This is a genomic window from Cobetia sp. UCD-24C (assembly GCF_001306765.1).
GTDB classification, from domain to species: Bacteria; Pseudomonadota; Gammaproteobacteria; order Pseudomonadales; family Halomonadaceae; genus Cobetia; species Cobetia amphilecti.
In genome coordinates this window covers 82,772-102,341 of sequence record NZ_LJTD01000003.1, presented here as the reverse complement: position 1 = coordinate 102,341, position 19,570 = coordinate 82,772, and the positions used below count along the sequence as shown (strand labels likewise).

Here is a 19,570-nt window from a genome sequence, read left to right as displayed (position 1 = left end):
CCCAAGTGTCGGTGTTCACTGTCGAGCTTGCAATATCCGGCACAGGGCCAGTGGCGCGATATGAGAAATCCCGTGTTCCCGTTCTCTACAAAAGCGCCGCATGACTACATTCCTGTAGCGGCCGTTTCTGGCTTGTCGACATGTTCGCCGACGATGGCGACAGAACGTCTGAAACAGGCTCAGGGTTGTAGTCCTCCTCCACTGACTAGCCGGTTAGACCAATGGCTAATACTAGAGAGAGCTTGTTAGGGTGGCGTCATTGCTGAACGGAAGGCGGTTCATCGTCCTCCATCGGTCATTCGTTTCCATCCATTGGTACCAGGGGGTTCCCTTGTCACAGCAAGCCACATCCGAATACGTCGTCGATTTCGATCAGCTCGGCATGAACGATGTTGATCGCGTTGGCGGCAAGAACGCCTCGCTCGGTGAGATGATCTCCAATCTGGCCGATGCCGGTGTCACCGTGCCCGGCGGCTTTGCGACTACCTCCTATGCCTATCGCGAATTCCTGGCCCACGAAGGCCTCGACAAGCGTATCAATGCCGCCCTCGATGCCCTCGATGTGGACGACGTGGTCGAACTGGCGCGCGTCGGTGCCGAGATTCGTCAGTGGATCATCGACACGCCGCTGCCGCCGGCCTTCGAGGCCGAGATGGAACGTGCCTATGCCGAGCTTCAGGCCAGGCACCCGAACCTGAAGGTCGCCGTGCGCTCCTCCGCCACCGCGGAAGATCTGCCGGATGCCTCCTTCGCCGGTCAGCAGGAAACCTTCCTCAACATCGAAGGCTTCGACAACATCAAGCGTGCGGTTCACGAGGTGTTCGCGTCACTGTTCAATGACCGCGCCATCTCCTACCGCGTGCACAAGGGCTTCGATCACTCACTGGTCGCGCTGTCTGCCGGCGTACAGAAGATGGTGCGTTCCGAGACGGCCGCTTCCGGCGTGATGTTCACCCTGGACACCGAATCCGGCTACCGCGACGCCGTCTTCGTCACCGGCTCCTGGGGCCTGGGCGAGACCGTGGTGCAGGGCGCGGTCAATCCTGACGAGTTCTACGTCCACAAGACCACGCTGGCCGCTGGCCGCCCGGCGGTACTGCGCCGCAACCTGGGCTCCAAGCTGATCAAGATGGTCTACACCGACGACACCAGTGCGGGTCGCTCCGTCGAGACCGTCGACGTGCCGGTGCCGGACCGCCACCGTTTCTGCATCAGCGATGCCGATGTCGAGGCACTGGCGCGCCAGGCCATGATCATCGAGAAGCATTACCAGCGTCCGATGGACATCGAGTGGGCGCGTGATGGTGACGACGGCAAGCTCTACATCGTCCAGGCGCGTCCGGAAACGGTCGTCAGCCAGGAAGAGGGCGGCAACCTCGAGCGCTTCCAGCTGCGCGAGAAGGGTCGCACTCTGGTCACCGGGCGTGCCATCGGCCAGCGAATCGGCCAGGGTGCGGTGCGCGTGATCGACAACCCGGAGCAGATGGACAAGGTGCAGGTCGGCGACGTGCTGGTCACCGACATGACCGATCCGGACTGGGAGCCGGTCATGAAGCGCGCCTCCGCCATCGTCACCAACCGTGGCGGTCGTACCTGCCACGCGGCGATCATCGCGCGTGAGCTGGGCATTCCGGCCGTGGTCGGCTGTGGCGACGCGACCTCGGTGCTGGCCGAAGGCCGCGAAGTGACAGTCTCCTGCGCCGAAGGCGATACCGGTCATGTCTATGACGGTATCCTCAACTTCGATCGCACCGTCACCAGCGTCAACGAGATGCCGGAGATTCCGTTCAAGATCATGATGAACGTCGGCAACCCGGACCGCGCCTTCAGCTTCTCGCGTCTGCCGAATGCCGGTGTGGGCCTGGCGCGCCTCGAGTTCATCATCAACCGCATGATCGGCGTGCACCCCAAGGCGCTGCTCGACTACGCCACCCTGCCCATCGATCTGCAGCAGACCATCGATGCGCGCACCGCCGGCTACGCAAGCCCGGTCGACTTCTACGTCGACAAGCTGGTCGAGGGCATCTCCACCCTGGCGGCCGCCTTCCACCCGCAGAAGGTCATCGTGCGCATGTCGGACTTCAAGTCCAACGAGTACGAGAACCTGATCGGCGGCAAGATGTACGAGCCGGGCGAAGAGAACCCGATGCTGGGCTTCCGTGGTGCCTCGCGCTACGTGTCAGATACCTTCCGCGACTGCTTCGATCTGGAATGCCGTGCCCTCAAGCGCGTGCGTGACGAGATGGGGCTGACCAACGTCGAGATCATGGTGCCCTTCGTGCGCACCACCGGCGAGGCGGAGCAGGTCATCAAGCTGCTGGGCGAGAATGGTCTGGTACGTGGCGAGAACGGCCTGCGCGTCATCATGATGTGCGAGCTGCCGACCAACGCGCTGCTGGCGGATCAGTTCCTCGAGCACTTCGATGGCTTCTCCATCGGCTCCAACGACCTGACCCAGCTGACCCTGGGGCTGGATCGCGACTCCGGCATCGTCGCTCACCTCTTCGATGAGCGTAATCCGGCGGTCAAGCAGCTGATGTCGATGGCGATCCGTGCCTGCAAGGCGCAGGGCAAGTACGTCGGCATCTGTGGTCAGGGCCCGTCGGACCATCCGGAGCTGGCCAAGTGGCTGATGGAAGAGGGCATCGACAGCGTCTCCCTCAACCCGGATTCCGTGCTGGAAACCTGGTTCATGCTGGCGGACAAGGAGCTGGTGTAACCCAGGCTTCCCAGGATGGTGACCTGACGCGCTGAGGCGCAGACGGTCGTTGTCACCCAGGGCGCCCATCGCACTCAACGTGCGGTGGGCGCTTTTCGTTTCGTGCCTGAAACCTGAATGATTGGTCAGCTCTGGCATTAGACCAATGGGGGAGAAAGCAGCACAAAGACGTCAGTTAGTAACAAATGGCAACAAAATGATCTCGATTGCGCGACTAAATGATTATCTTTCTACCTTATGTAAAAAAGGCAGTCATTTATAATCCCAGCCACCCCGCTGACCACAATATCCATGGTGGCAATGACGGCAGGCCTCACCGGTAGCCAGCACTGCGGTGGCACGCAACAACCGACCTTTCAGACACAATCCAAGGTAGTCGTAACGTGAAACAGTCTTTATGGAAAAACATCGGCGTCCAGGTAGTCATCGCCATGATCCTGGGTGCAGGTGTCGGGGCGTACATGGGCGAAGACGCCTCGATGTTCGCGCCACTGGGTGAGCTGTTCATTCACCTGATCAAGATGCTGGTCGTGCCGCTGATCGCGGTCTCCATCGTGTCGGGAGCCGCCAATCTGGGCGACAGCCCTTCTGCCGGCAAGATCGGTATCTCCACCTTCGCCTTCTTCATGCTGACCTCTGCCGTGGCCGTGATGCTGGCGCTGGTGATGGGGCATGTCTTCCAGCCGGGCAGCGGGGTGGACCTGGAAAGCGCCAAGGGCATGTTCTCCAATGCCTACGCTGACAAGGGCAGCGTACCGGGCGTGATGGACACCATTCTGGGCATGGTGCCGACCAATATCTTCGGGGCACTCACCGATGCCAATATCCTGCAGATTCTGGTGTTCTGCCTGTTCCTCGGCATTGGCCTGTCCAAGACCGGCGAGCGTGGCAAGCCGCTGATCGAAGGCCTGAACACCGTCATTGAAGCCTTCGTGTGGATGATCAACGTGGTGATGCTGATCGCGCCGATCGGCGTCTTCGGCCTGATGGCGGACGCCGTCGGCACCTTCGGCTTCGATGTACTGACGCTGGTGATGAAGCTGTTCCTCGTCTACATGGGCGCCATCCTCATCTACGGCTTCGTGTTCTACCCGCTGGTGGTCAAGTTCGGCTCTGACGTGCCGCTGGGCCGCTTCATGTCCGTGATGAAGAAGCCGCAGGCCGTCGCGCTGTCCACGGCGTCCTCCATGGCGACCCTGCCGGTCAACATGGAAGTCTGCGAGAAGGAGCTGGGCCTCAAGAACGCCACCTCTGCCTTCGTGCTGCCGCTGGGCGCGACCATCAACATGAGCGGCAATGCCATCTATTACGGGCTGGTGGCGATGTTCTTCGCCCAGGTCTTCAATGTCGACCTCGGCTTCTCCGCCTACGCCGCCATCGTGTTCACCGCGACTCTGGGTGCCATCGGTCAGGCCGGCGTGCCGGGGCCGTCGTTCCTGGTGGTCGCCGTGCTGCTGGCTGCCGGTATCCCCATCGAAGGCCTGCCGTTGCTGTTCGCGCTGGATCGTATCTTCGACATGACGCGCACCGCGCTCAACATCACCGGTGACGCTGCCTGCGCCGCCGTGGTGGACCGCTTCGCACGTGCCGACGATGCGGCTGCGGCCTCTCAGGCCAGTGCTCAGGCCGGTTCACAGACCGACTCATCCAACGCTGAGCCCGCCAGCACTCGCTGAGTCCGCGACTTTGAACGCGAAACGCCCCCGCAACCTGCCTGGTTGCGGGGGCGTTTTCATTGCGGCGTGCACCGCGGCGCGAGACGGCGACTCAGGGAGTCGGCTGGGTACGGATCAGTGCTTCCTTGGCGGTGATGACGCCATTGTTGTCGGCGTAGAGATAGTCGCCCGGCACGATGGTGACGCCGGCGAAGGTGACCGGGATATCGCGCTGGCCTTCGCCGCGCTTGATGCTGGGACGCGGGTAGCAGCCCAGTGCCTGCACGCCGAGATTGGTGGCGTGGATCTCATCCACATCGCGGATGCAGCCATACATGATCACGCCGGCCCAGCCGCTCTTGGCGGCCTGCTCGGCGAGCATGTCGCCCAGCATGGCGCAGCGCATCGAGCCGCCGGCATCGACGACCAGGACGCGGCCTGCGCCGGGCTCCGCGACGGCTTCCTTGACCAGCGAGTTGTCCTCGAAGCACTTGATGGTCACGACTTCGCCGCCGAAGGACTCGACGCCGCCGTAGTTGATGAACAGTGGCTCGAGCACCTGCACGTCGGGGAACTCATCGCAGAGGTCGGGGGTGGAGATGGGATGCGTCATGTCGGATTCCTTGTGCTGGGCGGCCGAGGCAGGCCGCTTGAGGGACGGAGCGCTTTGATTGCTGCAATGCCACAACCCCGAGAATGCCCGATACGCCAGGGCTTTGCATCTCTACCAAGGCCTGGCGGCAATGCGACGCCAGTGGCTCGACAGGCTGGCTGGTGGGCAAGCGGACTGGTGGCTAGACGTTTAGGTGATCAGCTGGGCTGGTAGTCAGCCCAGCTGGTGATTGGCCGAGAGGGGTGCAAAAGGGCATCGGCAGGCGATGTTGCCGGCTTGCGACGTCACAAGTAGTCAAAACGCCACTCTTGAAACACTGTTCTATATCTACCACGATGCTCCTGCAACCCATGACAGGCGCGGTCTTGCCGTCAGTACCTGGCCGGCAGCTGCCTGTGCCGCCCATTGGATCAAGGAGCAATACATGAGCAAGTCACGTCTTCTGGCCGCCCCGTTGGCTACCGTTTCCTTCGCCGCTCTCGCTCTGGCGCTCAGTGGTCATGCTCAGGCGGCAGGCAATGCCAGCGACGGGCTCTACATCGGTGCCGGTACCGGCTTCTCCAGCCTTGAGAACGATGATTCCGATGAAGCCGGTGACTTCATCGAATCCGGCAGCGATGACTTCGATGTGGATGATGACGACAACGTCTACAAGGCCTTCGTGGGCTATCAGTACAACCCGTACTTCGCCACTGAGGCCTTCTACACCGACCTGGGGACTGTCCAGCTCAAGGGCAATGACTTCAGCAATACCGATCTCGAGTCCAAGGCCTACGGTGTCAACGTGGTGGGTATCCTGCCCATCGGTCAGTACTTCTCGCTGTTCGCCAAGGCGGGGATGGCCAAGTGGGAAACCGATGTCGATGGCAATCTGGGCAATTCCAGCGTCGATCTGAAGGACAACGACGGCTTTGATCCGGTCTATGGCGCCGGTGCGCAGGTCAATCTGGACCCGTTCCTGATCCGTGCCGAGTACGAGCGCTATGACTTCGACAGCGATTATCAGGTGGATGCCTTCACCGCCTCGGTCGGCTACAAGTTCTGAGGCAGGGCGCTTGCACCACTGAGCTTGTCGCAGGCATGAAAAAACGGGCCGTCCCTTGAGGGGCGGCCCGTTTCGTTGTCTGTCATGACGCCAGTGCTGCTGTCAGAGGGGAGTCATGCAGTGGCGCATGACTCCCCGCCTGATCAGGCTTCCTGGGTGACCGGAATCACGTTGGAAGCGGCGTTCTGGAACTCTTCGATCTCATGGAAGTTCAGGTAGCGATAGATCTCGCCTGCCATGGCATCGAATTCGCCCATGTAGCCCTGATATTCCTCGACGGTCGGCAGACGACCGACCACGGCCGCGATGGCTGCAAGCTCGGCAGAGGCCAGGAAGACGTTGGCGCCATCGCCCAGACGGTTCGGGAAGTTGCGCGTGGAGGTGGACACCACGGTGGACTTGGCAGCCACACGTGCCTGGTTACCCATGCACAGTGAGCAGCCCGGCATTTCCATGCGCGCGCCGGCACGGCCGTAGATGCCGTAGTAGCCTTCCTCGGTCAGCTGGTGCTGGTCCATCTTGGTCGGCGGTGCCAGCCACAGCTTGGTCTTCAGGCTACCGGCCGGCTGCTTCTCGAGCAGCTTGCCTGCGGCGCGGAAGTGACCGATGTTGGTCATGCACGAGCCGATGAAGACTTCGTCGATCTTCTGACCGGCGACGTCGGACAGCAGACGGGCATCGTCGGGGTCGTTCGGCGCACACAGCACCGGCTGATCGATCTCGGCGAGGTCGATCTCGATGATCTCGGCGTATTCGGCGTCCTTGTCGGCACGCATCTGACTCGGGTTGGCCAGCCACTCTTCCATGCCCGCGATACGACGCTCGATGGTACGGGCATCGCCGTAACCGTTGGCGATCATCCACTTGAGCAGGGTGATGTTGGAGGTCAGGTACTCGGTCACGCTCTCGTCGGACAGCGTGATGGTACAACCGGCGGCGGAACGCTCGGCAGAGGCGTCGGACAGCTCGAATGCCTGTTCGGCCGTCAGATCTTCCAGACCTTCGATTTCCAGAATGCGGCCAGAGAAGGCGTTCTTCTTGTTGGCCTTGTCGACGGTCAGCAGGCCCTGCTTGATGGCGTACAGCGGGATGGCGTGGACCAGGTCACGCAGGGTGATGCCCGGACGACGTTCGCCCTTGAAGCGCACCAGGATGGATTCCGGCATGTCCAGCGGCATCACGCCAGTGGCGGCGGCGAAGGCCACCAGGCCAGAACCCGCCGGGAAGGAGATGCCCATCGGGAAGCGGGTGTGGGAATCACCACCGGTGCCGACGGTGTCCGGCAGCAGCATGCGGTTCAGCCACGAGTGGATGATGCCGTCGCCCGGACGCAGGGAGACGCCGCCGCGGTTCATGATGAAGTCGGGCAGGGTGTGGTGAGTCTCGACGTCGACCGGCTTCGGGTAGGCAGCGGTGTGGCAGAAGGACTGCATCACCAGGTCGGCCTGGAAGCCCAGACATGCCAGATCCTTCAGCTCGTCGCGGGTCATCGGGCCAGTGGTGTCCTGGGAGCCGACGGTGGTCATCTTCGGCTCGCAGTACATGCCCGGACGCACGCCTTCCAGGTTGCAGGCCTTGCCGACCATCTTCTGTGCGAGGGTGAAGCCCTTGCCGGTGTCCTTCGGCTGCTCCGGCAGGCGGAAGACGTCAGACGCCTCCAGACCCAGCTCGGTACGCGCCTTGTCGGTCAGACCGCGACCGATGATCAGCGGGATACGGCCGCCAGCACGCACTTCGTCCAGCAGGACCTGAGTCTTGAGGGAGAAGGTGGAGATGACTTCGTCGGTGTCGTGACGGCAGACCTTGCCTTCGTACGGGTAGATGTCGATGACATCGCCCATGGCCATCTTCTCGACGTCCATCTCGATGGGCAGGGCGCCGGCATCTTCCATGGTGTTGAAGAAGATCGGCGCGATCTTGTTGCCGATGCAGAAACCGCCGGCGCGCTTGTTGGGCACGAACGGGATGTCGTCGCCGAAGAACCACAGCACGGAGTTGGTGGCGGACTTGCGTGAGGAACCGGTACCGACCACGTCACCGACGTAGGCGACCGAGAAGCCCTTGGCCTTCACTTCCTCGATCTGGGCCAGCGGGCCGACGACGCCATCTTCCTGCGGGTTGATGCCTTCACGCGGGTTCTTGAGCATCGCGTTGGCGTGCAGCGGGATGTCCGGACGTGACCAGGCGTCAGGCGCCGGAGACAGGTCATCGGTATTGGTCTCGCCCGGCACCTTGAAGACGGCCAGTGAGATCTTCTCGGCCAGTGCCGGCTTGGACAGGAACCATTCGGCGTCGGCCCAGGATTGCAGCACGGCCTGGGCGACGGCGTTGCCGGCCTTGGCGCGGTCAGCGACATCGTGGAAGGCGTCGAACATCAGCAGGGTGTGCTTGAGCTGTTCGCCGGCTTCCTTGGCCAGGCTTTCGTCGTCCAGCAGCTCGACCAGCGTGGCGATGTTGTAGCCGCCCTGCATGGTGCCGAGCAGCTTGACGGCATGTGTCTTGTCGATCAGCGGAGAAGCGGCTTCGCCACGTACGATGGCGGTCAGGAAGCCAGCCTTGACGTAAGCGGCTTCATCAACACCCGGGGGAATGCGATTGGTGAACAGATCGAGGATGAACTCTTCTTCACCGGCCTGCGGATTCTTGAGCAGTTCGACCAGCTCTGCGGTCTGCTCGGCAGTCAGCGGCTTTGCCGGGATGCCCTGCTGGGCGCGTTCTTCAACCTGTTGACGGTAGGCTTCAAGCACGTGGGAGACCCTCATCTGTAATCGTGTCGAAATGCGCGGGCCAGTCGTCTTGAAGACGCAGGGCGGGGCACCTCGAGGCTTCTTGCGGGTAATTCAAGCGTCTTATTGCGAGCGAATCAGGCGCTACGGGGCGAATGCGAGTCTACTCAACTTTGTCGACAATGTTAAGGAGCGCCCAGTGGCGGGGGCTGAGACTTTGGTCGCCTATTACGGCATAACATTCTGATATTTCATCTGATTGTCAGGAAATCACGCTGAGCAAACACTATGCGGCAACGCTGATGACGCGCTGATGACGCCCAGCGCGGTGCTGACAAGAGGTTCTTTGGGCACCGACGGCGCGATGCTGTCGGCCCTCAGGTACGCACGGTATGATGGGGGTTACCCCGAATCACATTTTCCGCCTCCCCCGAGGGCAACATGAGCCGTATTCTTTCTCCTTGCGTAGGTGTCTGCTCCACTACGGTCGGCGATAGCGTCTGTCGCGGCTGCCAGCGTCATGATCATGAGATCCTGGCCTGGTTCGGCTATGACAGTGACCAGCGCGCCGAGCGCATGCTGGCACTGGACGAGCTGCGCAGTCAGGTCGCCGCCCGCTGGCTGCGCGTCGCCGATGACGCCATGCTGGCCGAGCAGCTGACCCGCCATCGCATCCGTTTCCGTGCCGATCAGTCGGCGCTGTCTCGCGCCGTTGAGCTGCTGCGCGTCGGGCGCACCCGCATCAAGGACCTGTCGGCATATGGCATCGCACCGCTGGCCCATGCGCGAGAACTTGAGCCCGAACAGCTTTTTGCCCATATAAACGATGAAATCATGGTGGAAGCGGCAAAGCGTGCCGATAATGATATGAACTCCGTCGTTGAGGTGTCTCCTGTCAGTCAGCAGCAGACGCAAGCGAGCGAGACAAAAGACTGACGTGACAATGAATTCAATGACCGACGTGACCGAGCGCAATGTGATTGCGCCTGAGCAGAGCAAGCAGCATGATGATGTTCATGCTGGCCAGTATGGCGAGAGTGAGGCTGGGGCGCGCGTGATCGCAGCGTCCCAGGGGCCAAGCGATGAAGATACCGATGTCTTGCTGCCGGCGTCGCTGCTGGCCTTCCTGCCCTGCAGGACGCCCCTGAGCTGGGTCGAGGCGGCGCTTGAGAATCCGGAGCTTTTGCTGATCGACCATGCGCAGTGCGAGAAGAAAGCCGCCTCCACCGCCATGAGCCTGATGTACCGCTACGTGAACCGGCCACTGCTGTTGACCAAGATGTCACAGCTGGCGCGCGAAGAGCTGCTGCACTTCGAGCAGGTGGTTGGGTTGATGGAGAAGCGGGGCATCGTCTATCGGCATATCAAGGCCTCGCGCTATGCCGAAGCCCTGCGCCAGCAGGTCAGGGACGAAGACCCGCAACGCCTGGTGGACATCCTGCTGATCGGCGCCCTGATAGAGGCAAGGTCGTGTGAGCGCTTCGCGCGCCTCATCCCGTATCTGGAACCAGAGCTTGCAAAGTTCTATCGCACTTTGGTTAAGTCAGAAGGACGTCACTATGAGGATTACCTCATGTTGGCGGAGCAATACACCAATGAACCACTGGAACCCCGTCTCGCGGTGCTACGTGAAGTGGAACGAGAGCTGATCGAAACCCCCGACGCTGTCTTCCGCTTCCACAGTGGTCAGCCGAGTGCACGACGGGCAGCGCGCGCCTCGGCCAGGGTGGGTCGGGACGCGATGGATCAAGGCACGAGAGACTAAGGCAAGGATCAAGGACAGGGGATCACCGGCGCCGTGGCAGGGCTGGCGTTTCGTTCGCGACTTTGAAATGGATGACACATGACGCAGGAAACATCTGGTCAAGCTCAACTGGCACTGCTGGGACATTTCCAGCTGACGTTGGGTGATGACACGCTGACTCAGTTCAGCTACGACAAGGTCAAGGCGCTACTTCTGCATCTGCTGCTGCATGATCAGGCCGTCTCCCGTGCCGGGTTGGCGGAGTTGCTCTGGCCGGATCAGGGGCTGTCCTCCGGACGGACCAACCTTCGCCACGCCTTGCACTGTCTGCGTCAGAGTCTCGGCGAAGAGGCCGACAACCTGTTGACGGTGTCGCGCCAGACCATCGCGCTCTCGCTGCCGGAGCACTGGGAGCTTGACCTCGACGAGCTCAACGGCCTGCTGCTGGCACCGCCCTCCGTCGCCACCCTGGGGGAGATCCTCACCCTGTATCGTGGCGACCTGGTCGAGGAGCTTTCCTTGACCCAGTGCCCTGACTTCCAACGCTGGATGATCAAGGTGCGTGGCGAGTGGCGTCAGCGCGTCATCCAGTTCGCCGAGCGGGTGCTGGCCACTGACGAGCCGCTGCCCGATGACGTGCTGCGCACGCTGGTCAGCCGCTTCTCCGGTTACGGCCCCTTCCATGAGCGTCTCGTGCGTCAGCTGGCCGAAGGCGGCCAGTCGGCCGCGGCCCATGAGCAGTTCAATGCCTTCCTGCAGCAGCTGGCGCTCTCCGGTCAGCAGCCGGACCCCGGCTTCCTGCAGCTGGCGCGCTACTGGTCCGATGGCAAGAGCGAGACCATGAGTGCCATGACGCCGCAGGGCGCCATCTCACGGACCCTGTCGCTGGACAGCGCGCCGCTGCGCGAAGAGGAAATCGATCACCGTCAGCTGTCGGTCATGGCCATTCGCCTGAGCGTCAAGGACAGTCATCGTGACCGCGTCTGGGCGCGTGCCTGTCTGACGCTGCAGATCGAACTGTTGCGCTGGCTGGAGCAGCAGTGTCATCACCTGGGCGGCTTCTGGCTACCGGGCGCTACGGGTGGCGTGGGCCTGGCATGCTTCGGCACCCACGGCCCGGCGCATCAGCTCGCCGAGCTGGTCGCACTTTATGAGCACTGCAGCAAGGCGATCCCCGATGAGATCGCCAAGCTGTGGGACGGTGAAGGCAAGCCGCCGGCCTTCTCGCTGTCGGCGGGTCTGCACTCCGGTCAGGTCATCTACCTGCCGGAGCGTCAGCTGGCCGACCCGCTGGGTCAGGTCACGCAATATTCCCTCGAGTTGATGACCGCCGCCGAAGGCAGCGAGCTGGTGATCTCCCAGGAAGCCAGTCAGCACATGCCGCCGGCACTGGACCTGCAGCCCCGCTTGACCTCGCGCCTGTTGGCCGCTGACGGTCGCGTGCGTCTGCGTGCGCTGGTGCTGGGCAGCAGTGTCGCCACCCGCGAATCCTCGCTGCCGACCTTGATCGGTCGCGAGGGCGAGCTGCGTCGTCTGCGCGATGCGCTGGCCCGCGCCAGCATCGGCCTGCGCCAGAGCGTGCTGGTCAGTGGCAACTCCGGCATGGGCAAGTCGGCCCTGATGGTCAATTTCCGTCAGCTGGAGCAGAGCCAGGATGTCGGGCTGTGCTGGATGCCGACCACGCGTCTCTCGCAGCTGGAGCCCTACAGTGTCGTCACGGCGCTGATTCGCTGGCGTCTGGACGGCAATATCGATCGCGAAAGCGTCGAGCAGCTGTTCGAGTCTTCCGAGGCGTTGCAGGGCATCAGCGAGGAAGTGCGTCGCTCCTTCCACGCGGTTCTCGGCACGGCGGAAGATACTGCCGAAGATGAAGTGCTGATCCAGTCCAGCGAGACGGTCGAACGCGTCGTGCGCGTACTGCATCTGGTGATCGAGAAGTCAGCCAGCCTGCGTCCGCTGGTGATGATGATCGATGACCTGCAGTGGCTCGACGAGCCGTCGCTCAAGGTGCTGGCTGGCCTGCAGGCGCGTCTGCCGATCAACATCGGCTTCATGCTGGCCGCGAGCCACAACGGTCGCGACAGCCTGGCGGTCAAGCTCAACTGGGACCAGCACATCGCGCTGGGTCGCCTCGACCCGATGCAGGTCTCGCGCCTGCTGTCGCATCTCTCGCGTCGTTATCGCCTGCATCTGAGTCCGCGCATGCGCAGTCAGCTCATCGAGCGCTGCGATGGCGTGCCGCTCTACCTGCAGGAAATCTGCCGGCGTCTCGACATGGACCGCCGCGAAGGGCGTCCGGTGCAGCTCGACGAATTGCCCAAGGGCCTGATCGGTCTGCTCTCCAGTCGTATCGATCAGCTGGAAGAAGGGCGCGATGTCGCCCACGCCGCCGCGGTGTTGGGGCGTGTCTTCAAGCTGAGCTTCGTGCGCCAGAGCTGTGAGTTCGAGGAGGGCCGCCTCAAGCGCGCCATCGAGAACATGCAGCGCCTGGAGATCATCGAGGCCTGCAGCAGCGACAGTGAATTCGACTACCAGTTTACCCATCAGCTGATCCAGGAAGCGGCCTACCTGTCGTGTCCGCGGGATGTGCGGCGCCGGATTCACCATCAGGTGGTCGCGCTGATCGAGGACAAGTATCCCGCCTGGATCAGTCGTCACCCCGGCTACTTCGCCGTTCACCTGCGCAAGTCGCAGAACTTCAGCCGTGCCGCGCGTTACTTCGAGCTGTCGGCGCGCGAGGCGCTCAAGATCAGCGCCAACCGCACCGCGCTCAAGATGGCGGACAACGGCCTGGCCTGCCTCAAGCATGTCGATGGCCAGGAAGAGCGCGAAGTCAGCCTGCTGACGGTACGTGGCCAGTCCGGCTTCGCGCTGGAAGGGCATGGCTCACGCATCGCCCACGAGAGCTTCGTGCAGGCACGCAACCTGCTCAGCAGCCCGGCGCTGGTCGAGGACGACGAGCCGGACCTCGAGCAGGCCTTCATCGTCAAATGGGGCCTGTGGGTCGGTTGCAGCGAGCGTCATGCCCACGCCGATGCCTTCGCGCTGGCCTCGGGCCTCAGCGAGCTGGCGGAAGAGCTTTCCGATGATCGCTATCGTCGCCTGGCCGATTATGCGCGTGCCCACTGCGAGTTCTGGGCCGGCCGCGTACGTGTGGCGGGCGAGCACCTGGATGAGATCGATCCGGTCAACCATCCGATGGTGCTCGAATGGCTGCCGTTCAGCGATCACCCGCAGGTGGCGGCCTCCTGTCTGCAGAGCTGGACATCGTGCCTGCGCTGCGACTACGTGAAGGCCGAGCAGCAGGCCGAGGCGGCGATTCGCATGGCCGAGCAGATCGGTCAGCCCGGTTCGCTGGCGATGGCGCTGATGTTCTCCACCTCCCTGTATCGTCAGCTGGGCCACACCCATCTGGCGACCCAGCGCGCCGAGCGGGCCCTGGAAGTGACGCGTTCAGCGGACCTTCACCTGTGGCACATGGCCGCGCATGGTGTGCTGGGCTGGGCGCGAGCGATGAACGGCGACCGCGATGGCCTGTCCATGCTGCAGTCGAGCATGAACGAGTTCGCGGAGCTGACCGGACGCGAGCGTCATCAGCGTCCCAACCTGTGGTACATGGACGCCGTGATGGCACTGGGCGAGCACGCTGCCGCCGAGGAATACATGGAGAAGGTGCTGCTGGTCGCCCAGGAGCGCAATTCCTTCTACCTGTCAGAAGTCAGCTATCTGGTCGCGAGCCTGCGCAGTGCTCAGGGGCTGCCGCTGGAGAAGGTGCGCTCCCTGATCGAGCAGGGGCTGTCCTACTCCATCGAGCAGGAAAACACCCACCATGAAGCCATGGGACTTGCCACCTGGCTGCGTCTGGTCGATGCCCATGATGCCGAGCGGTGTCAGCGTCTGAAGGTGTTGCTGGAAGAGCTGCCGAGCGCCGATGCCCCCGCGGTGCTGGGCTGGCATCAGCTGGTGGAGATTGCCGAGGGGCGTGCGCGCCGCAAGGCATCGTCACCGGCCTGAGCGAAGCGTCTGGCGCAGCGAAGCGCCTGATACTGTGAGAGCGTAAGAAAAAAGCCCCGCTGCCGTGATCGGCAGCGGGGCTTTTTGGTGTGTGCAAGCGATCAGCCGTGAGTGATCGCATCGACCAGCGGCAGCGCAAATTCACGCAGCTCCGGCCCCTGGCCACGGGCGATGATGTCGAAGGCCTGAGTCGGGCGCCAGTCGCCGAGCACGATACGGCGCGCCGGCTCGCCATCGATCTCGAGTTCATGCACCGCCGGGCGATGCGTATGGCCATGGATCAGCGTGCGCACGTCATGCTCACGCATCTCGCGCACCACTTCCTCGGGCGTGACGTCCATGATCGCCTCGTCCTTCTCGCTGTTGGTCTCGCCGGACTGCATGCGCAGTGACTGGGCCAGCGCCAGACGCTGCTCAAGCGGCATGGCCAGAATCTGTGCCTGCCACTGAGGGTCGCGGGTCATGGCGCGGAACTTCATGTAGGCCTCGTCGCGGGTACACATGCTGTCGCCGTGCATCAGCAGAACGCGCTCGCCGTCCAGCTCGATCACGCTCGGATCGGGCAGCAGCGTCACGCCGGCCTCGGCCGCGAAGGTCTCGCCGACCAGGAAGTCGCGATTGCCGTGCATGAAGAAGATCGCGGTGCCGCGCTCGGCGATGCGCTTGAGCGCAGCGCTCATGCTGTCGGTGAAGTCGTTGCGATAGTCGTCGCCGACCCAGACCTCGAAGATGTCACCCAGCAGGAACAGACGCTCGACGGCAGGCTGGCAGGTAGCCAGGCGTGCCAGATAGTCGAGGAAGCCCTGGGCGATCTCGGGCGTGTCGGGTTGCAGGTGCAGGTCGGAGATGAAGAGGGTGGTGGCAGTCGTGTTCATGGTCGGGGTCCGCGAAGGTGGGCGGTCAGCAGGGCATCGCAAGGGCGCACTGCCGTGGGAGTTCATAACGCAAACCGCCCAGCCTGGCACTCGCGATCACGAGGCAAGGCCGGGCGGCAGGCACGCCTTGCGGCGTGATCAGGCGAAATCGCTTATTCGGTGATTTCAGCGCTGGTGATGATCACGTCTTCTGCCGGCACGTCGGCGTGGCCGTCGCGACGGGTGGTCTTGACCGCTTCGATCTTCTCGACCACGTCCATGCCTTCGACGACCTTGCCGAACACGCAGTAACCCCAGCCCTGGCTGGTCTTGCTGGTGAAGTTCAGGAAGTCGTTGTCATTGACGTTGATGAAGAACTGGGCGCTGGCGGAGTGCGGGTCCATGGTGCGAGCCATGGCCACGGTGCCGCGGTCGTTCTTGAGGCCGTTGTCGGCTTCGTTCTCGATCACGCCATTGGTCGGCTTCTGGTTGAAGTCGGTGTCAAAGCCACCGCCCTGAACCATGAAACCCGGAATGACGCGGTGGAAAAGGACATTGCTGTAGTGGCCTTCACGCACGTACTGCTCGAAGTTGGCCGCGGTCTTCGGGGCCTTCTCGTGGTTGAGTTCGAGGGTGATATCGCCGTAGTTGGTGTGAAGAACGATCATTCGGGCTTCCCGGTCATCTGTCTTGCTCAAGTGTCAGGCAGGCGCGGCTTCATGGCATCGCCTGCGGGCGTCGCGCTATAATAGCGGCTTTGCATCCAGACACGAAAGCCTGAGCGGGCGGCAGGCGCGTGGATGCAGCCCCGATCATCCGTCTTGTTGTCCTTGCGCACGTTCGTTCAACCACATGACGACCCGCAATACGACGCCCAGGAACCACACAGAGGTGCAGCGAAACTTCATGAGTACCGAGACCCAGAGCGCCCCGAACTTCGTGCTTAACCAGATCCGCGAAGAACTCGAGGCCGGCCGTGCCGATAAGGTTGTCACGCGTTTCCCGCCGGAGCCCAATGGCTTCCTGCATATCGGGCACGCCAAGTCGATCTGTCTGAACTTCGGTCTGGCACAGCAGCTCGGTGGCGATTGTCACCTGCGCTTCGATGACACCAACCCGGCCAAGGAAGAGCAGGCCTATATCGACGCCATCAAGGAAGACGTCGAATGGTTGGGCTTCGAGTGGGCCGGCAAGGTGCGCTTCGCTTCCGATTATTTCGACCAGCTCTATGCCTGGGCCCAGCACCTGGTGCGTGAAGGCAAGGCCTATGTCGATGACCTGTCGCCGGACGAGATTCGTGAATATCGTGGCACGCTGAAGGAGCCGGGTCGCCCGAGCCCTTACCGTGAGCGTAGCCCCGAGGAAAACCTCGATCTGCTCGAGCGCATGAAGAAGGGCGAATTCGGCGAGAGCGAGAAGGTGCTGCGTGCCCGCATCGACATGGCGGCGCCCAACATCAATCTGCGTGATCCGATCCTCTATCGTATCCGTCATGCCAGCCATCACCAGACCGGCGACAAGTGGAAGATCTACCCGTCCTACGATTTCACGCATGGTCAGTCCGATGCGCTGGAAGGCGTGACGCATTCCATCTGTACGCTGGAATTCGAGGACCATCGCCCGCTGTATGAGTGGTTCCTCGCCAACCTGCCGGTACCGGTCACGCCGCGTCAGATCGAGTTCGCGCGTCTGAACCTGGATTACACCGTCACTTCCAAGCGCAAGCTGAAGCTGCTGGTGGACGAAGGCGTCGTCGATGGCTGGGATGACCCGCGCATGCCGACCATCTCGGGCATGCGTCGTCGTGGCTACACGGCCGCTTCCATTCGCAAGTTCTGCGACATGATCGGCGTGAGCCGCGCGGATGGCGGCATGGTCGAGATCGGCATGCTGCACCACGCCATCCGTTCCGACCTGGAAGACAACGCGCTGCGGGCCATGTGCGTGCTCAATCCGCTCAAGGTGGTGCTGACCAACCTGCCGGAAGGTCACGAGGAAGTCTTCGAGGTGCCCGGTCATCCGGCACGTGACGACATGGGCACGCGCCAGATTCCGCTGACCCGTGAGCTGTGGATCGACGCCGATGACTTCATGGAAGATGCGCCGAAGAAGTTCTTCCGTCTCGCGCCCGAGAAGGAAGTGCGTCTGCGTAACGGTTACGTCATCCGCTGTGATGAAGTGATCAAGGATGAGGCCGGCGAGATCCTCGAGCTGCGTTGCAGTGTCGACCTCGATACCCTCGGCAAGAACCCGGAAGGCCGCAAGGTCAAGGGTGTCATCCACTGGGTCAGCGCCGAGCACGCGGTGCCGGTCGAGGTGCGTCAGTACGAGAACCTGTTCCTGGAAGCCGAGCCGGACCGTGACAAGGATGTCGACTTCCTTGAGCATCTCAATCCGAACTCGCTGAGCATCGTCAAGGGCTTCGGTGAGCCGAGCCTGCGCAATGCCGCGCCGGAAACGCGTTACCAGTTCGAGCGTATCGGCTACTTCGTCGCCGACCGTCATGACTGCGTCGATGGCGCGCTGGTCTTCAACCGTACCGTCAGCCTGAAGGACGGTTGGGCCAAGGCCCAGAAGAAGGGTTGATGGCAGCCAGGCCTCCTGCGGGAGGTCTGCTGGCATGACTTTTGACCCGCTTCACGGCCCGCAGGCTGATCCTGTACCTTCGATGACGAAGCTGCATGACCGGTCTGCGGGCCGCTCCATTTCGCAAGGCTGACAGCGCACTGTCAGCAAAGTAGCCAAGGGCGATGACTGAATGATTTCACTCGAAGATGCCGCGAGCACACTGTCCATCTACAGTACCCTGAGCCGGACCAAGGCACCCTTCGTGCCATTGGAAGGCAACAAGGTGCGCATGTACGTCTGTGGCGTGACGGTCTATGACCTCTGTCACATCGGTCATGCGCGTGTGATGGTGGCCTTCGACATCATCACGCGTTACCTGCGTGCGCGTGGCTATGACGTCACCTATGTGCGCAACATCACTGATATCGACGACAAGATCCTCAAGCGTGCCGACGAGAATGGCGAGGCCTTCGAGGCGCTGACCGAGCGCATGATCCAGGCGATGCATGAAGACGAGGGGCGCCTGGGGATCCTGCGTCCTGATCGCGAGCCACGGGCGACCGCGCACATCGGCGATATCATCGCGATGACCGAGACGCTGATCGACAAGGGCTTTGCCTACGCGGCCAGCAACGGTGATGTCTACTACCGTGTGCGTCGTTTCGAGGGCTACGGCAAGCTCAACAACCGTCAGCTCGATGACATGCAGTCCGGCGCGCGCGTGGAAGTGGAAGAGGCCAAGGAAGACCCGCTCGATTTCGTGCTGTGGAAGGCCGCCAAGCCGGGCGAGGCCAGCTGGCCGTCTCCCTGGGGCGCGGGCCGTCCGGGCTGGCATATCGAGTGCTCCGCGATGTCGACCTGCTGCCTGGGCAACACCTTCGATATCCACGGCGGCGGGCCGGACCTGACCTTCCCGCACCACGAGAACGAGATCGCCCAGTCCGAAGCCGCCACTGGCCAGCAGTATGCCAACGTGTGGATGCACGCCGGCGCGGTTCGTGTCGGGCAGGACAAGATGTCCAAGTCGCTGGGCAACTTCTTCACGATTCGTGATGTGCTGGAGCAGCACAACCCGGAAGTGGTGCGTTACCTGCTGGTGGCCAGCCACTACCGCAGCGCGATCAGTTACGAGGCCAACTCGCTGGATGAAGCGCGTCGTTCGCTGGAGCGCTTCTACAATGCGCTGGAGAACGTCACGCCCGAACAGGGCGAGGTGTCAGGCGACTGGCGGGCACGCTTCGTGGCTGCCATGGATGACGACTTCAATACGGCCGGTGCGCTGTCGGTGCTGTTCGAGCTGGCTCGCGAGCTGAACCGTGCCAAGAAGGAGGCGCCGCAGCAGGTGCCGGCGCTGGCCTTCGAACTGACCGCGCTGGGCGGTCTGCTGGGGCTGTTCGGCCAGGACCCGGCGGTCTTCCTCAAGGGCGATACTGCCGCATTGGCGTTGTCGGAAGACGAGATCCAGGCGCAGATCGAGGCGCGTGCTGCCGCCAAGAAGGCCAAGGATTTCGCGGGTGCTGACCGTATCCGTGACGAGCTGGCCGCTCAGGGCATCATCCTCAAGGATTCCCGCGAGGGGACGACCTGGGTGCTGGAAGGCTGATGCCGTTGGCATGACGCATTGTCGCCGCG

Annotated in this window: 12 protein-coding genes; 8 read left to right on the top strand and 4 right to left on the bottom strand. The window is 62.6% G+C overall.

What is annotated here, in order from left to right; all coding sequences use genetic code 11:
• The first annotated feature begins 331 nt into the window (after window positions 1–331).
• Both ppsA and AOG28_RS04630 read left to right on the top strand, forming a co-directional pair.
• Window positions 332–2,719 carry a phosphoenolpyruvate synthase gene (gene ppsA, locus AOG28_RS04635; protein ID WP_043331316.1) on the top strand — a complete coding sequence of 796 codons (2,388 nt, stop codon included), beginning with the start codon at window positions 332–334 and terminating at the stop codon, window positions 2,717–2,719.
• Window positions 2,720–3,102: 383 nt separating this feature from the next.
• Window positions 3,103–4,395 carry a dicarboxylate/amino acid:cation symporter gene (locus tag AOG28_RS04630; RefSeq protein ID WP_200906734.1) on the top strand — a complete coding sequence of 431 codons (1,293 nt, stop codon included), beginning with the start codon at window positions 3,103–3,105 and terminating at the stop codon, window positions 4,393–4,395.
• 91 nt (window positions 4,396–4,486) lie between these two features.
• On the opposite strand, the gene rraA is transcribed toward AOG28_RS04630, so the two are convergent.
• Window positions 4,487–4,987, bottom strand: a complete 501-nt coding sequence (rraA, locus tag AOG28_RS04625) for a ribonuclease E activity regulator RraA (RefSeq protein WP_043331314.1) — start codon at window positions 4,985–4,987, stop codon at window positions 4,487–4,489.
• A gap of 424 nt (window positions 4,988–5,411) precedes the next feature.
• On the opposite strand from rraA, the gene AOG28_RS04620 reads away from it, so the two are divergent.
• Window positions 5,412–6,032 carry a porin family protein gene (locus tag AOG28_RS04620; protein WP_082388268.1) on the top strand — a complete coding sequence of 207 codons (621 nt, stop codon included), beginning with the start codon at window positions 5,412–5,414 and terminating at the stop codon, window positions 6,030–6,032.
• Between the two features lie 143 nt (window positions 6,033–6,175).
• Here AOG28_RS04620 and acnB read toward each other — a convergent pair whose 3' ends face one another.
• A complete protein-coding gene (gene acnB / locus AOG28_RS04615; RefSeq protein WP_054555498.1) occupies window positions 6,176–8,779 on the bottom strand; it encodes a bifunctional aconitate hydratase 2/2-methylisocitrate dehydratase in 2,604 nt (867 codons plus the stop codon).
• Between the two features lie 420 nt (window positions 8,780–9,199).
• On the opposite strand from acnB, the gene AOG28_RS04610 reads away from it, so the two are divergent.
• The 3 genes from AOG28_RS04610 to AOG28_RS04600 all read left to right on the top strand — a co-directional run bounded on the left by AOG28_RS04610 (window position 9,200) and on the right by AOG28_RS04600 (window position 14,516).
• A complete protein-coding gene (locus AOG28_RS04610) occupies window positions 9,200–9,694 on the top strand; it encodes a DUF1289 domain-containing protein (RefSeq protein ID WP_082388266.1) in 495 nt (164 codons plus the stop codon).
• A gap of 16 nt (window positions 9,695–9,710) precedes the next feature.
• Complete coding sequence (locus tag AOG28_RS04605; RefSeq protein ID WP_082388264.1) at window positions 9,711–10,523, top strand: tRNA-(ms[2]io[6]A)-hydroxylase; 813 nt, start codon at window positions 9,711–9,713, stop codon at window positions 10,521–10,523.
• A 78-nt stretch (window positions 10,524–10,601) separates the two neighbouring features.
• Window positions 10,602–14,516 (top strand): AAA family ATPase, encoded by a 3,915-nt coding sequence (locus AOG28_RS04600; RefSeq protein ID WP_043331312.1) that lies wholly within the window; start codon window positions 10,602–10,604, stop codon window positions 14,514–14,516.
• Window positions 14,517–14,617: 101 nt separating this feature from the next.
• Here the strand turns inward: AOG28_RS04600 and AOG28_RS04595 are convergent, their stop codons facing one another.
• Complete coding sequence (locus AOG28_RS04595; protein WP_054555497.1) at window positions 14,618–15,391, bottom strand: UDP-2,3-diacylglucosamine diphosphatase; 774 nt, start codon at window positions 15,389–15,391, stop codon at window positions 14,618–14,620.
• 152 nt (window positions 15,392–15,543) lie between these two features.
• A complete protein-coding gene (locus tag AOG28_RS04590; protein ID WP_043331309.1) occupies window positions 15,544–16,038 on the bottom strand; it encodes a peptidylprolyl isomerase in 495 nt (164 codons plus the stop codon).
• A gap of 238 nt (window positions 16,039–16,276) precedes the next feature.
• Between AOG28_RS04590 and AOG28_RS04585 the strand changes: the two genes are divergently transcribed.
• Entirely contained in the window at window positions 16,277–17,956 is a 1,680-nt protein-coding gene (locus AOG28_RS04585) for a glutamine--tRNA ligase/YqeY domain fusion protein (protein ID WP_054555496.1), read from the top strand.
• A 202-nt stretch (window positions 17,957–18,158) separates the two neighbouring features.
• Window positions 18,159–19,541, top strand: coding sequence for a cysteine--tRNA ligase (gene cysS / locus AOG28_RS04580; protein ID WP_054555709.1), 1,383 nt, complete (start codon window positions 18,159–18,161; stop codon window positions 19,539–19,541).
• Window positions 19,542–19,570 lie beyond the last annotated feature (29 nt).